Annotated in this window: 14 protein-coding genes and 1 pseudogene; 6 read left to right on the top strand and 9 right to left on the bottom strand. The window is 54.4% G+C overall.

Translation table 11 applies throughout. From position 1 onward, the window contains the following. Nucleotides 1-2: 2 nt before the first annotated feature. The 3 genes and pseudogenes from folP to rlmE all read right to left on the bottom strand — a co-directional run bounded on the left by folP (nt 3) and on the right by rlmE (nt 3,648). A pseudogene (folP, locus tag HA43_RS00350) lies at nt 3-835 on the bottom strand (dihydropteroate synthase). A gap of 81 nt (nt 836-916) precedes the next feature. After that, nucleotides 917-2,845, bottom strand: coding sequence for an ATP-dependent zinc metalloprotease FtsH (ftsH, locus tag HA43_RS00345; RefSeq protein WP_039382268.1), 1,929 nt, complete (start codon nt 2,843-2,845; stop codon nt 917-919). 173 nt (nt 2,846-3,018) lie between these two features. Further along, nucleotides 3,019-3,648 (bottom strand): 23S rRNA (uridine(2552)-2'-O)-methyltransferase RlmE, encoded by a 630-nt coding sequence (gene rlmE / locus HA43_RS00340; protein WP_039382266.1) that lies wholly within the window; start codon nt 3,646-3,648, stop codon nt 3,019-3,021. A 126-nt stretch (nt 3,649-3,774) separates the two neighbouring features. On the opposite strand from rlmE, the gene yhbY reads away from it, so the two are divergent. Further along, nucleotides 3,775-4,068, top strand: coding sequence for a ribosome assembly RNA-binding protein YhbY (gene yhbY / locus HA43_RS00335; RefSeq protein WP_039382264.1), 294 nt, complete (start codon nt 3,775-3,777; stop codon nt 4,066-4,068). Nucleotides 4,069-4,189: 121 nt separating this feature from the next. Here the strand turns inward: yhbY and greA are convergent, their stop codons facing one another. After that, nucleotides 4,190-4,666, bottom strand: coding sequence for a transcription elongation factor GreA (gene greA / locus HA43_RS00330; protein WP_039382260.1), 477 nt, complete (start codon nt 4,664-4,666; stop codon nt 4,190-4,192). A gap of 246 nt (nt 4,667-4,912) precedes the next feature. On the opposite strand from greA, the gene dacB reads away from it, so the two are divergent. Genes dacB through pmrB form a run of 3 tightly spaced genes read left to right on the top strand, consistent with a single transcriptional unit; the run spans nt 4,913 to nt 8,066 of the window. After that, nucleotides 4,913-6,346: a serine-type D-Ala-D-Ala carboxypeptidase gene (gene dacB, locus HA43_RS00325; protein ID WP_039382258.1), complete on the top strand. Its 1,434-nt coding sequence runs from the start codon at nt 4,913-4,915 to the stop codon at nt 6,344-6,346. Then, nucleotides 6,346-7,008 carry a two-component system response regulator PmrA gene (gene pmrA, locus HA43_RS00320; protein WP_071669139.1) on the top strand — a complete coding sequence of 221 codons (663 nt, stop codon included), beginning with the start codon at nt 6,346-6,348 and terminating at the stop codon, nt 7,006-7,008. Before dacB ends, pmrA begins: the two co-directional genes overlap by 1 nt. Continuing rightward, entirely contained in the window at nt 7,005-8,066 is a 1,062-nt protein-coding gene (gene pmrB, locus HA43_RS00315; protein WP_039382254.1) for a two-component system sensor histidine kinase PmrB, read from the top strand. The genes pmrA and pmrB overlap by 4 nt, the downstream gene beginning before the upstream one ends. Before the next feature lie 45 nt (nt 8,067-8,111). Here the strand turns inward: pmrB and cgtA are convergent, their stop codons facing one another. The 3 genes from cgtA to rplU form a co-directional block, all read right to left on the bottom strand. Then, nucleotides 8,112-9,287, bottom strand: a complete 1,176-nt coding sequence (gene cgtA, locus HA43_RS00310) for an Obg family GTPase CgtA (RefSeq protein WP_094110673.1) — start codon at nt 9,285-9,287, stop codon at nt 8,112-8,114. 248 nt (nt 9,288-9,535) lie between these two features. Beyond that, a complete protein-coding gene (rpmA, locus tag HA43_RS00305) occupies nt 9,536-9,793 on the bottom strand; it encodes a 50S ribosomal protein L27 (RefSeq protein WP_039382249.1) in 258 nt (85 codons plus the stop codon). A 15-nt stretch (nt 9,794-9,808) separates the two neighbouring features. Then, nucleotides 9,809-10,120, bottom strand: coding sequence for a 50S ribosomal protein L21 (gene rplU, locus HA43_RS00300; RefSeq protein WP_039382246.1), 312 nt, complete (start codon nt 10,118-10,120; stop codon nt 9,809-9,811). A gap of 254 nt (nt 10,121-10,374) precedes the next feature. On the opposite strand from rplU, the gene ispB reads away from it, so the two are divergent. Together ispB and HA43_RS00290 are read left to right on the top strand one after the other, a co-directional pair. After that, entirely contained in the window at nt 10,375-11,346 is a 972-nt protein-coding gene (gene ispB, locus HA43_RS00295; protein WP_039382243.1) for an octaprenyl diphosphate synthase, read from the top strand. Nucleotides 11,347-11,572: 226 nt separating this feature from the next. Then, the gene (locus HA43_RS00290) at nt 11,573-11,866 is read left to right on the top strand and encodes a helix-turn-helix domain-containing protein (RefSeq protein WP_039382241.1); all 294 of its coding nucleotides are present in this window, start codon (nt 11,573-11,575) and stop codon (nt 11,864-11,866) included. 52 nt (nt 11,867-11,918) lie between these two features. Here the strand turns inward: HA43_RS00290 and murA are convergent, their stop codons facing one another. Further along, on the bottom strand, nt 11,919-13,178 hold the full coding sequence (gene murA, locus HA43_RS00285) for a UDP-N-acetylglucosamine 1-carboxyvinyltransferase (RefSeq protein ID WP_039382238.1): 1,260 nt from the start codon (nt 13,176-13,178) through the stop codon (nt 11,919-11,921). A 46-nt stretch (nt 13,179-13,224) separates the two neighbouring features. Continuing rightward, complete coding sequence (gene ibaG, locus HA43_RS00280) at nt 13,225-13,482, bottom strand: BolA family iron metabolism protein IbaG (protein WP_039382236.1); 258 nt, start codon at nt 13,480-13,482, stop codon at nt 13,225-13,227. Nucleotides 13,483-13,524 lie beyond the last annotated feature (42 nt).

The following is a 13,524-nucleotide window of genomic DNA, read 5'->3' as shown; positions in this document are numbered from 1 at the left end:
TGTTATCCTTTTGCTCTCTGGGTCGCTTCCACGATGCGCATCGCTTCAACTGTCTCTTTCACATCATGCACGCGAATAATCTGGCGCCCTGCATCGCAGCAATGACTGCGCAGCTCAGGCTGCCGGTAAGACGCTGTGCCGGGCCGACATTAAGCAGCTGACCAATCATCGATTTACGCGACATTCCCACCAGCAGCGGTAAGCCGTAATGATGAAAATGGCTCAGGTGGGCCAGCAGCTCATAGTTATGGCTGAGATTCTTACCGAAACCAAAGCCCGGGTCGAGCAGCAGTTGCGCTTTTTTGATGCCCGCCGCCTCACAGCGCGCAATTTGCGCAGCGAAGTAAGCGTCCACTTCGCTGATCACATTGTTATACGTGGGTGTCTGCTGCATGGTGCGGGGTTCACCCTGCATATGCATCAGACAAACCGGTAAACCGCTCTCTGCCGCTGCATCGAGCGCGCCAGGCTCTGAAAGCGAGCGAATATCATTGATGATGTGAGCACCCGCTCTCGCTGCTTCACGGATGACGTCAGGCTTTGAGGTATCTACTGAGATCCAGACTTCAAACCGCTGTGCAATGGCCTCCACGACCGGGATAACCCGCTCCAGCTCCTCCTCAACGCTGACCTCGTCCGCTCCGGGCCGGGTCGACTCGCCGCCGACATCGATGATTGTCGCGCCCGCATTTACCATCTCATTGGTATGCGTCAGCGCGTTTACCAGAGAGTTATGCGCGCCGCCGTCAGAAAAGGAGTCGGGCGTTACGTTCAGAATACCCATTACATGGGGGAAGGAGAGATCGAGAAAGGAATCACGCGCGTGGAGTTTCATGGCAGGTATGTCCTGAAGTGGTCAAACGTTAAATGTAAAAAACCCCGGACTGGCCGGGGTTTTTGCTGAGGTGATGGCCTCTTATTTATTGAACTGCTCAGACATGGTATTACCCGGATTCGGCGTACGCGGTTCATCAACCGGACGTGGCGCCTTTGGCGTACCGTTGCTGTCAGAGTTGTTGCTGCCGGGATCTTCCCAGCCAGCTGGCGGTCGCACATCGCGGCGCGCCATCAGGTCATCAATCTGCGGAGCATCAATGGTTTCATACTTCATCAGCGCATCTTTCATCGCATGAAGAATATCCATGTTCTCGCCCAGAATACGACGTGCACGCTGATAGTTGCTGTCGATCAGGTGTTTAACTTCCTGATCGATGATGCGCGCAGTCTCATCTGACATATGCTTGGCTTTCGCTACGGAACGGCCAAGGAACACTTCACCCTCTTCTTCCGCATAGAGCAGCGGGCCAAGCTTCTCTGAGAAGCCCCACTGCGTCACCATGTTACGAGCCAGATTGGTCGCCACTTTGATGTCGTTAGATGCACCGGTAGAGACATGTTCTGCGCCGTAGATGATCTCTTCAGCCAGACGACCGCCATAGAGCGTGGAGATCTGACTTTCCAGCTTCTGACGGCTGGCGCTGATAGCATCACCTTCCGGCAGGAAGAACGTCACGCCCAGCGCACGGCCGCGCGGAATGATCGTAACTTTATGTACCGGATCGTGTTCTGGCACCAGACGGCCGATAATCGCATGCCCGGCTTCATGGTAAGCGGTTGACTCTTTCTGCGCTTCCGTCATCACCATGGAGCGGCGTTCTGCACCCATCATGATTTTGTCTTTGGCTTTTTCGAACTCGACCATCGACACTACGCGCTTGTTGCCACGAGCGGCAAAGAGTGCGGCTTCGTTGACCAGGTTTGCCAGGTCAGCTCCCGAGAAGCCCGGTGTACCGCGTGCGATAATAGCCGCATCGATGTCGGTTGCCAGCGGCACACGGCGCATATGCACTTTCAGGATCTGTTCACGACCGCGCACGTCCGGCAGGCCAACGACAACCTGACGGTCAAAACGGCCCGGACGCAGCAGCGCAGGGTCGAGTACATCCGGACGGTTGGTTGCGGCGATAACAATAATGCCTTCATTGCCTTCAAAACCATCCATCTCAACCAGCATCTGGTTCAGCGTCTGCTCACGCTCATCGTGACCACCGCCTAAACCGGCACCACGCTGACGTCCTACCGCATCGATCTCATCGATAAAGATGATGCACGGCGCAGCTTTTTTCGCCTGTTCGAACATGTCACGCACGCGGGATGCGCCCACGCCGACAAACATTTCTACGAAATCGGAACCGGAAATAGTGAAGAACGGCACTTTCGCTTCGCCGGCGATAGCTTTAGCCAGCAGCGTTTTACCTGTACCCGGCGGGCCCACCATCAGGACGCCTTTCGGGATTTTACCGCCCAGCTTCTGGAAACGGCTTGGTTCACGCAGATACTCTACCAGCTCACCCACCTCTTCTTTCGCTTCATCACAGCCAGCGACATCGGCAAAGGTGGTCTTGATCTGGTCTTCCGTCAGCATGCGGGCTTTGCTTTTGCCGAAGGACATCGCGCCCTTACCGCCGCCGCCCTGCATCTGACGCATAAAGAAGATCCATACGCCAATCAGCAGCAGCATCGGGAACCAGGAAATGAAGATAGAAGCCAGCAGGCTTGGCTCTTCAGGTGGTTCACCCACTACTTTGACGTTTTTGGTCAGCAGGTTATCGAGTAACTTGGGATCGTTGACAGGAATGTAGGTGGTATATTTATTACTGTCTTTTTTGGTTACGTTAATTTCACGCCCGTTAATACGTGCCTCGCGGACCTGATCCTGGTTCACTTCCGACAGGAAGGTTGAATAATCAACCCTACGGCCATTCGACTCGCTGGGCCCAAAGCTCTGGAATACTGACATCAGCACGACCGCGATGACTAACCAGAGAATCAGGTTTTTCGCCATGTCACTCAAGGGATTAACCTCATATTACAACGGTGTTAACAGACAGCGTAGGGTACTATATATCCTTCATACCTGGAATCGCAGCATGGATGAATTTGCTGGTTTACCCTGAAACTCAGAATCAGGCCGGGATAAACGTACTATTCAGCTTGCTTTGACGCCGGTATTCGGGCCTACAGTTTGCGCCCTGTCGCCACAATATACACTTCACGTGAACGTAACCGCGAAGCGTCTGGCTTACGAATTTTCACTTTCGTAAATAGGGAGCGAATTTCCCGGAGGTATTCATCGAAGCCATCTCCCTGAAACACTTTCACAACAAAACTGCCGCCGGGAGCCAGTACATCCCGACACATTTCCAGCGCCAGTTCAACTAAATACATTGAACGAGGAATATCCACAGCTGGCGTACCGCTCATGTTGGGTGCCATATCTGACATCACCACCTGAACTTTCTGGTCCCCTACCCGCTCAAGCAGCGCTTTCAGCACGGCCTCGTCACGGAAGTCACCCTGCATAAAATCCACGCCGACAATCGGATCCATCGGCAGCAGGTCGCAGGCAATCACCCGCCCGCTATTGCCAATCTGCTGTACCACATATTGTGACCAGCCGCCGGGTGCCGCGCCTAAGTCCACCACGGTCATACCGGGTTTAAACAGCTTGTCACCCTGCTGAATTTCATCAAGTTTAAACCAGGCGCGCGAACGCAGCCCTTTTTTCTGTGCCTGAAGCACATATTTATCGCTAAAGTGTTCCTGAAGCCAGCGACTGGAACTGGCCGAACGCTTTTTACCCGTCATAATTTTTCCAGTTAAATCGTCATCGTAGCGATAAATCAGCGCGCAATGGGTAGCGATGATTTGGCGATATACCCGAGATGGCGGTAGAATGACCCGTTTTCAATCCCTGAGTAAGCAAAAAATACGATGAATCTGAGTACCAAACAAAAACAGCACCTGAAAGGCCTGGCCCACCCACTAAAGCCGGTGGTCATGCTGGGCGGCAACGGCCTTACTGAAGGCGTGCTCGCCGAAATCGAACAGGCGCTTGACCATCACGAACTGATTAAGGTGAAAATTGCCTCAGAAGATCGCGAAACCAAGCAGCTGATCGTCGAGGCCATTGTGCGTGAAACCAAGGCCAGCAATGTGCAGGTTATCGGCAATGTGCTGGTGCTGTACCGCCCGGCGAAAGAGCGCAAAATCACGCTGCCTCGTTAAGCTCTATACTAAGCGCGGCGCAGCGGGCAGAGAAAGTGCCACGCTCACGCATGCGATAAAAGGCCGCCATGCGGCCTTTTTCCTTTCTTTACATTCTGCCCGGCATTACAGCAGCGGGTGCTTACAGATATTCAACCTTCAGCACTTCATACTCCACGTCACCGCCTGGCGTTTTCACAATGGCTACGTCATCGGCCTCTTTACCCACCAGACCACGCGCCATTGGCGAGTTAACCGAGATCAGATTTTGTTTAAAATCTGCTTCATCGTCACCCACAATGCGGTAAGTAAACTCTTCGTCGGTATCTACATTCAGCACAGTTACCGTGGCACCGAAAATGACGCGACCGGTTTTTGGCATAGATGTGATGTCGATCACCTGCGCATTAGAAAGTTTAGCTTCAATCTCCTGAATACGCCCTTCGCAAAACCCCTGCTCTTCACGCGCAGCATGGTACTCGGCGTTCTCTTTCAGGTCGCCATGCTCACGAGCTTCAGCGATGGAGGCGATGATGCGCGGACGCTTTACGGTTTTCAGTTCGTTCAGCTCTTCACGCAGCTTCTCAGCGCCTTGTAACGTCATCGGAATCTGATTCATTTTGGCTCCTCGTCTCTATCCTGGTTAACGGTGTCATCCTGACTGGTGACAGCAGAATAATCGCTTCTGCGGCACACGGCCCCTTTTCAAAAGCAAAAGAACCCTGACCCGGAAAGCTTTCCGGGTCAGGGATCGGTTTTGCATTTTGATACGTATTTTACCCCAGAGTTCCCTGTGGGTCATCGTTTACTTTGCCCTGCCCGGGGACGTAGTATTGACGCCCCATCCGTCAGTTACCGCGAGATTATGCGATTTTCACGACTTGTTACCGGATTAACCTGCGCGGTAATGCTGCAGGCACAAGCGGCCCCCGTTGAAGAATACATGCAGTATTTACCTGACGGCGCGAACCTGGCGCTGATGGTACAGAAAGTGGGCGCATCAACCCCTATTATTGACTACCACGGAAAACAGATGGCTTTACCGGCCAGCACCATGAAAGTGATCACGGCGCTGGCGGCACTTCTGGAGCTGGGACCCGACTTCCGCTTTCAGACCACGCTTGAGACACGCGGTGCTATTACCGACGGCACGCTGAACGGCGATCTGGTGGCCCGCTTTGGCGGCGATCCTACGCTGAGCAGGCAGAATCTGCGCAATATGGTCGCCGCGCTGAAGCAGCAGGGTATCACGCACATCAAAGGCAACCTGGTGATTGATACCTCCGTATTTGCCAGCCACGATATGGCTCCCGGCTGGCCATGGAACGATCTGACCCAGTGCTTCAGCGCACCACCTGGCGCGGCGATTGTCGACAAAAACTGTTTCTCGGTTTCGCTTTACAGTGGCAAAACCGCTGGTGAAACCGCCTTTGTGCGTATTGCGTCTTACTATCCGGCCCATATGTTCAGCCAGGTCCGGACGCTTGCCCCTAACAGCGGCGAAGGTCAGTACTGCGAGCTGGATGTGGTGCCTGGTGAGCTTAACCGCTATACGCTGACAGGCTGTATGCGCCAGCGGGCAGAACCGCTGCCGCTCGCCTTTGCGGTTCAGGATGATGCCGCCTGGTCAGGTGAAATCCTGAAAGGGATGCTGCGTGCGGCTGATATTGATTATAGCGGTCATCTGGTACGCCAGACGCAGGTTACGTCGCCGGGTACCGTGCTCGCCTCGACCCAATCCGCGCCGCTGCATACGCTACTGCGCATGATGCTGAAAAAGTCGGACAACATGATTGCGGACACCGTGTTCCGCACCATCGGCCATCACTACTTTAACGTGCCGGGTACGTTTCGTGCCGCCTCTGACGCCGTGCGTCGTATTCTGCGCGAAAAAGCGGGTATTGATATGGGCAACAGCATTCAGGTTGATGGTTCCGGCCTGTCGCGTCACGATTTGATCTCGCCAGAGACAATGATGCAGGTGCTGCAGTACATTGCTAAAAACGACGCCACGCTCGACTATATCTCTATGCTGCCGCTGGCTGGCTACGACGGCACGCTGCAGTACCGTGGCGGGCTCCATGAAGCGGGCCTCGATGGCAAAGTCTCAGCAAAAACCGGTTCTCTGCAGGGCGTCTATAATCTGGCAGGGTTTATTACCACGTCCAGCGGTGCGCGCGTTGCCTTTGTGCAGTTTCTGTCAGGCTATGCCGTGCCCCCGGAAAATCAGAAAACGCGGCGTATTCCGCTGGTTCGCTTTGAAAGCCGCCTCTACACGGACATTAACAAGAACAACTAATGAAATTGTTGATTGTTGAAGATGATGCGCTGCTGCAATCGGGCCTGGCACAGGCGCTGGGCGCTAAGGGTTATGCAACAGATTGCGCCAGCAGCGCCGCAGAGAGTAATGCGCTATTGCGCAGCGGTCAGTATACGCTGATCGTGCTGGATCTTGGCCTGCCGGATCGCGACGGCGCTTCGCTGCTGCGCCAGTGGCGGCGCGAGGGCGTTGCGATCCCGGTGCTGATCCTTACGGCGCGTGATGCGCTGGAGGATCGCGTGGAGGGCCTGGATGCCGGTGCGGATGATTATCTGATCAAGCCTTTTGCACTGGCAGAACTGCAGGCGCGGGTTCGGGCGCTGATCCGCCGCTATCAGGGGCAGAGCGATAACCAGCTGCAACAGGGCGATCTGACGCTCAATCTCAGCACGCAGCAGGTGCTGCTTGAAAATCAGTCGGTGGATATTACGCCTAAAGAGTTTGCGCTGCTGACGCGCCTGCTGATGCGCATCGGACAAAATGTGCATCGCGAAACGCTGCAGCAGGATCTTTATAGCTGGAACGACGATCCCGGATCGAACACGCTGGAAGTGCATATTCATAATCTGCGCCGCAAGCTGGGAAAAGATCGGATTAAAACGGTTCGCGGTGTGGGTTACCGGCTGGAACTGCGCGAATGAACAGTATGCGGCAGCGCTTACTGATCATGCTGGCGCTGATCCTGCTTATCTGTCAGGTCATGAGCGTGATCTGGCTCTGGCACGAGAGCCGGGAGCAGATCAGCTTTCTTGTCAATGAGACGCTCTCAGCTCAGGCGCGCAATCAGCGGGTCGAGAATGAGATCCGCGAAGCGATCGCTTCGCTGCTGCTGCCCTCACTGGTGATGGTATGCCTGACGCTGCTGCTCTCGTTCTGGGCGATTAACTGGATTATTCGCCCGCTTAAGCTGCTGCAGGATAGCCTGGCGCATCGTTCCGCCGACAACCTCACTCCCCTGCCGGTGTATGCGGATATGGATGAAATTGTTGCCGTCACCGGGGCGATAAATCAGCTGTTTTCCCGTCTGGACCACACGCTGCAGCAGGAGCGGCTTTTTACTGCCGATGCTGCCCATGAGCTGCGTACGCCCCTCGCCGGGCTGCGGCTGCATCTGGAACTGCTGCAGCAGCAGCAGGTGCCGCAGAGTGAAATGCTGATTAGCCGTATCGATCAGCTGATGCACACCGTAGAGCAGCTGCTCATGCTGTCACGTGCCGGCCAGGCGCTGGCGGGCGGACACTATCAGCAGCTGTGGTGGCTGCAGGATATCATGCAGCCGCTGAAACCAGAGATGGACGAGCTGCTGCTACAGCGTCAGCAGCGGCTGCGCTGGCCAGAGGGGAGTGATATCCCGCAGCAGGGCGAAGCGGTGCTGTTGCGCCTGATGCTGCGCAATTTGCTGGAGAACGCCTCGCGCTATAGCCCGGAAAACAGCGAGGTGCAGGTTAAGCTATACCGGGATGCGCAGCAGGTAACGGCAGAGGTATGGGATGAAGGGCCGGGTATTGATGCCGGAGCCGCAGAGGAGTTAACCCAGGCCTTTCGCCGTCGCGATCAGCGCTACGGCGGCAGCGGACTGGGTCTGAATATTGTGCTGCGTATTGTACAAATGCACCGCGGTACGCTGACGCTGGAAAACCGTGAAGACCGCAGCGGACTGATTGCCCGCTGTACGCTGCCGTATCAGCTCAACGGCTAGCTCTGCAGATAAAAAAAGCGGCCCGAAGGCCGCTTTTAGCTGCGATTAACGCTGATAGATAATTTCGACGCCTTCGTCGTCTTCATCATCCCAGTCGTCATCCCAGTCATCATCTTCTTCCACTTCCTGAGCGGTCTCCAGCGCTTCACGATGGTAATCATCCCACATGAACGCGACCTTCTCAGGCTGCTTCTCTTCCAGTTCCGCTTCTTTAGGATTAGCAATGATAAAGCTCATCACATCCCAGCAGAGTTCATTCACGCCGGTACGGCTGGCGGCAGAGATAAGATAATATTTGTCATCCCAGCCGAGCGCCTCTGCAATCGCTTTAGCGCGGCTTTCAGCTTCTTCCTGACTCAGCAGGTCAGTTTTGTTAAACACCAGCCAGCGCGGCTTCTGATAGAGCTTCTCGCTATATTTTTCCAGCTCGCCAAGAATGATGCGGGCGTTTTCAACCGGATCGGTTTCGTCGATAGGCGCAATGTCGATCAGGTGCAGCAGGACGCGACAGCGCTCAAGATGCTTCAGGAAGCGAATGCCCAGCCCGGCGCCTTCCGCTGCGCCTTCAATCAGCCCCGGGATATCGGCCACGACAAAGCTTTTTTCGCTGTCCATGCGCACAACGCCCAGGCTGGGAACCAGCGTGGTAAACGGATAGTCCGCCACTTTTGGCTTCGCTGCAGAAACGGCGCGAATAAAGGTCGATTTACCCGCATTCGGCAGACCCAGCATGCCGACATCGGCCAGCAGCATCAGCTCCAGCTGCAGATCGCGTTTCTCGCCTGGCGTACCCATGGTTTTCTGGCGCGGGGTGCGGTTAACCGAGGATTTAAAACGCGTGTTACCAAGACCGTGCCAGCCGCCTTTCGCTACCATCAGCTTCTGCTCATGGCGCGTCATATCGCCCAGCGTTTCACCGGTGCCCTGATCGATTATGCGCGTACCGACCGGCACTTTGATGGTGATATCTTTACCACGTTTGCCGGTGCAGTCGCGGCTCTGACCATTCTGACCGCGCTCAGCGCGGAACGCTTTTTCAAAGCGATAATCGATCAGGGTATTGAGGTTTTCATCTGCCAGCAGATAGACGTCACCGCCATCACCGCCGTCACCGCCGTCCGGGCCGCCTTTAGGAATATATTTCTCGCGGCGGAAGCTAACGCAACCGTTGCCGCCATCGCCTGCGACCACAAGGATCGTCGCTTCATCAACAAACTTCATTCTATTTCTCCGTCACACTGTCGTCTGTCGCTGCAGAGAGCGGCAGACGGGTCCGCCAGGGTCTTCTGTGCTGACCGGCGGCGGATAATGCAAATCTGGTAATATAAGATGTACAGAAAGTGTACAACAAACCGCGCAGCTCAGTTAGCGGGGATTCGATAACCGGCGGCAGAATGTAAAAAGCCCCGCAAAGCTGCGGGGCCTTTCCTTCGTGTGTTCAGACGATTATCGTCTGCAGCACGACAACCTTACTCAGCAACGATGCTGATATATTTACGGTTGTTCGGGCCTTTCACTTCGAATTTAACTTTGCCGTCTGTGGTAGCAAACAGGGTGTGGTCACGACCACAGCCTACATTGGTACCGGCGTGGAACTTGGTGCCACGCTGACGAACGATGATGCTACCTGCCAGAACAGATTCACCACCGAAACGCTTAACACCCAGACGTTTTGCGTTGGAGTCGCGACCGTTACGGGTCGAACCACCAGCCTTCTTATGTGCCATTTGTCAGATCTCCTCTTACGCGCTGATCGTCGTGATTTTCACATCAGTGAACCACTGACGGTGACCAGCTTGCTTACGGTAGTGTTTACGACGACGAAACTTAACAATCTTGATTTTTTCGCCGCGACCGTGAGCAACAACTTCTGCCTTGATCATTCCGCCTGAAACCAGTGGCGCGCCGATTTTCACGTCTTCGCCATTTGCAATCATCAGAACCTGGTCGAACTCAATGGTTTCGCCGGTTGCGATGTCCAGCTTTTCCAGGCGAACGGTCTGACCTTCGCTTACTCGGTGTTGTTTACCACCACTTTGGAAAACCGCGTACATATAAAACTCCGCTTCTGCGCTTGCCTTTCTGTGTAATCAGGCGGCGCGATAATATTCACAATAGGGCGCGAATTCTACGCAAATATCCAGCAGAAAACAAGCGCACTTTGCACTCTCCTGCAGAAAAAAAGCGCAGAGTGAATGCAACCGTTTCTCATCCTGAATTTTCAAGTACAATCAGTAACAGATTACCTGAACTCACGCTGGGTAAAAGCGCCTACCATGCAAAAAACGAGTCAAAGCTGAACAGACGAATGAACCTAGAACAAATTAACGAACTAACCGCGCAGGACATGGCGGCCGTCAACCAGACCATCCTCGACCAGCTGAATTCAGATGTCTCACTGATCAACCAGTTGGGCTACTACATTGTCAGCGGCGGAGGTAAACGCATTCGTCCGATGATTGCCGTGCTTTCAGCGCGTGCGCTCAACTATCAGGGTTCGCTGCATGTCACGAACGCAGCGCTGATTGAATTTATCCACACGGCAACGCTGCTGCATGATGATGTGGTGGATGAGTCTGACATGCGTCGCGGCAAAGCGACTGCGAATGCGGCGTTTGGTAATGCCGCCAGCGTGCTGGTAGGTGATTTTATCTATACGCGCGCTTTTCAGATGATGACCAGCCTCGGATCCTTAAAGATCCTCGCGCTGATGTCAGAAGCGGTGAATGTGATCGCAGAAGGCGAAGTGCTGCAGCTGATGAACTGTAACGATCCTGACATCACTGAAGAGAGCTACATGCGTGTGATCTACAGTAAAACGGCGCGTCTGTTTGAGGCTGCTTCTCAGGCCTCAGCGATTCTGGCAGAGGCTTCGCCTGCTCAGGAGAAAGCGCTGCAGGATTATGGTCGCTACCTTGGCACCGCTTTCCAGTTAATTGACGATTTGCTCGACTACAGCGCAGATGGCGAGACGCTGGGTAAAAATACCGGTGACGATCTCAGCGAAGGGAAACCGACGCTGCCCCTGCTGCATGCCATGCACCATGGCACACCCGAGCAGGCCGCTATGATCCGCAGCGCGATTGAGGAAGGCAATGGACGCCATTTGCTGGAGCCGGTGCTGGCCGCTATGCAGCAGACGGGTTCACTGGAGTGGACGCGCAAACGCGCTGAAGAAGAAGCGGATAAAGCGATTGCTGCGCTACAGCTGCTGCCTGAGAGTCCGTGGCGTACTGCGCTTGAAGCGCTGGCGCATATGTCAGTGCAGCGCGACTTTTAATCCCAAACGGAGCCGCCCGGCTCCGTTTTTCATTTCCCCGCCGTTTCCTGCGCCGTTTGCATAAGTTTGCACGCTTTTTGCGAATACCCGCCAGATTTTGCTACCTGGGTGTAACAATTACTGGAAATTAATGGAACCTTTTTGCTATATAGAGCCGTTAATTTCCAGTTTTACCCTTCACTGCCGCGGCAGCGATTACGCATTACATGGATATGGAGAACAAGTTATGCAGACAAGGAAAGAGGATTGGCATCCTGCAGATATTATCGCAGCGCTACGCAAACGTGGTACTTCACTGGCGGCGCTGTCACGTGCGTCAGGGCTTTGCTCCTCAACGCTCGCCAATGCGCTGTCTCGCCCCTGGCCCAAAGGCGAGTGGCTTATCGCTATGGCGCTTGAGGTGCATCCGGCAGAAATCTGGCCAAGCCGCTATTACGATCCTGACACCCTGCTTTTGCTGGATCGCAAAAAACGGATCCGATCGCCCGATAGTTTGAAAAAGATCCCGGAAAAAAAATAAAAAAAACCAGCCACGCTGCTGTGACTGGTTCTGGTCCATCATACTGACTGGCTTATTCGCCGCTGATACGCTCAATGTTCGCGCCCATCGCTTTGAGCTTATCTTCGATATGCTCATAGCCGCGATCGATATGGTAGATCCGGTCAACAACCGTAGTGCCTTCAGCAATACAGCCTGCCAGTACCAGACTCGCCGAAGCACGTAAATCGGTCGCCATAACCTGTGCACCCGAGAGCGTTTCCACACCGTGACAAATCGCCGTGTTGCTCTCGATTTCCGCATGCGCACCCATACGGATCAGTTCCGGGATGTGCATAAAGCGGTTTTCAAAGATGGTTTCTGTGATCACGCCCGTGCCTTCCGCCAGCAGATTCAGCAGAGTGAACTGCGCCTGCATATCGGTTGGAAAACCCGGATGCGGTGCAGTGCGGATATTCACCGCTTTTGGCCGCTTGCCGTGCATATCAAGACTAATCCAGTCATCACCGGTTTCAATCTCTGCACCCGCGTCGCGCAGTTTAGCCAGTACCGCATCCAGCGTATCCGGCTGTGCATTGCGGCAGATGACTTTGCCGCGCGAGATAGCCGCAGCCACAAGGAAGGTGCCGGTTTCGATACGATCCGGCAGCACGCGATAGACACCGCCACCCAGACGTTCCACACCTTCAATCGTAATTTTGTCCGTGCCTGCGCCAGAAATTTTTGCACCCAGCGTATTGAGGAAGTTTGCCGTATCAACAATCTCCGGCTCGCGCGCCGCGTTCTCGATTACCGTGGTGCCGGTTGCCAGCGTTGCCGCACTCATAATGGTTACGGTAGCGCCGACGCTGACTTTATCCATGACGATGTGCGCGCCTTTCAGGCGGCCATTGACTGAGGCTTTAACATAGCCCTCTTCCAGCTTAATCTCCGCGCCAAGCTGTTCCAGACCAGTGATATGCAGATCGACCGGACGGGCACCAATCGCGCAGCCGCCCGGCAGTGATACCTGACCCTGACCAAATCGTGCCACCAGCGGCCCGAGCGCCCAGATAGAAGCACGCATCGTTTTAACCAGATCGTAGGGAGCGCTGAAGACGTTAACTTCGCGCGCATCAACATGCACCGAACCGTTACGCTCTGTGCGTGCACCCAGCAGGCTCAGTAGCTTCATGGTGGTATCAATATCACGCAGCTGCGGGACATTCTGAATTTCTACCGGCTCTTCTGCCAGCAGCGCGGCAAACAGAATCGGCAGCGCTGCATTTTTTGCGCCGGAAATGGTCACTTCACCACTTAAGCGGGTGGGGCCTTGCACACGAAATTTGTCCATTAACACGGCTCTCAATTATCTATCAACAAAACAACCAGACTGGTACTCAGAATCCGTTAAGTTTACGGTCGCGAGCCCACTCGGCGGGAGTATAAGTCTTGATGGAAACCGCATGAATGCGATTATCCGCAATGTATTCCATCAGCGGCGCATAAACAGCCTGCTGTTTTTTTACCCGGCTCAGTTCACCAAACATTTCGCCCACGGCGATCACCTGGAAATGGCTGCCGTCGTTGCTCATCACGTGGACTTCATCTAATGACAGCGCCTGCATCAGGACTGCCTGAACTTCACTATTTTCCATGGTTTATAACTTCACTTGATAATAATAAGGCGGATATCTTAG

This window comes from Pantoea eucrina, from assembly GCF_002095385.1.
Taxonomy (GTDB): domain Bacteria; phylum Pseudomonadota; class Gammaproteobacteria; order Enterobacterales; family Enterobacteriaceae; genus Pantoea; species Pantoea eucrina.
The sequence above is the reverse complement of the archived record's forward strand: the minus strand, read 5'-3'. Positions and strand labels throughout refer to the sequence as shown.

Excerpts from the sequence above, each read along its gene's own strand:
- yhbY (WP_039382264.1), top strand. The coding sequence starts at position 3,775 with ATGAATCTGAGTACCAAACAAAAACAGCACCTGAAAGGCCTGGCCCAC.
- pmrB (WP_039382254.1), top strand. The coding sequence starts at position 7,005 with ATGAACAGTATGCGGCAGCGCTTACTGATCATGCTGGCGCTGATCCTG.
- greA (WP_039382260.1), bottom strand. The coding sequence starts at position 4,666 with ATGAATCAGATTCCGATGACGTTACAAGGCGCTGAGAAGCTGCGTGAA.
- ispB (WP_039382243.1), top strand. The coding sequence starts at position 10,375 with ATGAACCTAGAACAAATTAACGAACTAACCGCGCAGGACATGGCGGCC.
- ftsH (WP_039382268.1), bottom strand. The coding sequence starts at position 2,845 with ATGGCGAAAAACCTGATTCTCTGGTTAGTCATCGCGGTCGTGCTGATG.
- rplU (WP_039382246.1), bottom strand. The coding sequence starts at position 10,120 with ATGTACGCGGTTTTCCAAAGTGGTGGTAAACAACACCGAGTAAGCGAA.
- rlmE (WP_039382266.1), bottom strand. The coding sequence starts at position 3,648 with ATGACGGGTAAAAAGCGTTCGGCCAGTTCCAGTCGCTGGCTTCAGGAA.
- rpmA (WP_039382249.1), bottom strand. The coding sequence starts at position 9,793 with ATGGCACATAAGAAGGCTGGTGGTTCGACCCGTAACGGTCGCGACTCC.
- murA (WP_039382238.1), bottom strand. The coding sequence starts at position 13,178 with ATGGACAAATTTCGTGTGCAAGGCCCCACCCGCTTAAGTGGTGAAGTG.
- HA43_RS00290 (WP_039382241.1), top strand. The coding sequence starts at position 11,573 with ATGCAGACAAGGAAAGAGGATTGGCATCCTGCAGATATTATCGCAGCG.
- cgtA (WP_094110673.1), bottom strand. The coding sequence starts at position 9,287 with ATGAAGTTTGTTGATGAAGCGACGATCCTTGTGGTCGCAGGCGATGGC.
- dacB (WP_039382258.1), top strand. The coding sequence starts at position 4,913 with ATGCGATTTTCACGACTTGTTACCGGATTAACCTGCGCGGTAATGCTG.
- pmrA (WP_071669139.1), top strand. The coding sequence starts at position 6,346 with ATGAAATTGTTGATTGTTGAAGATGATGCGCTGCTGCAATCGGGCCTG.
- ibaG (WP_039382236.1), bottom strand. The coding sequence starts at position 13,482 with ATGGAAAATAGTGAAGTTCAGGCAGTCCTGATGCAGGCGCTGTCATTA.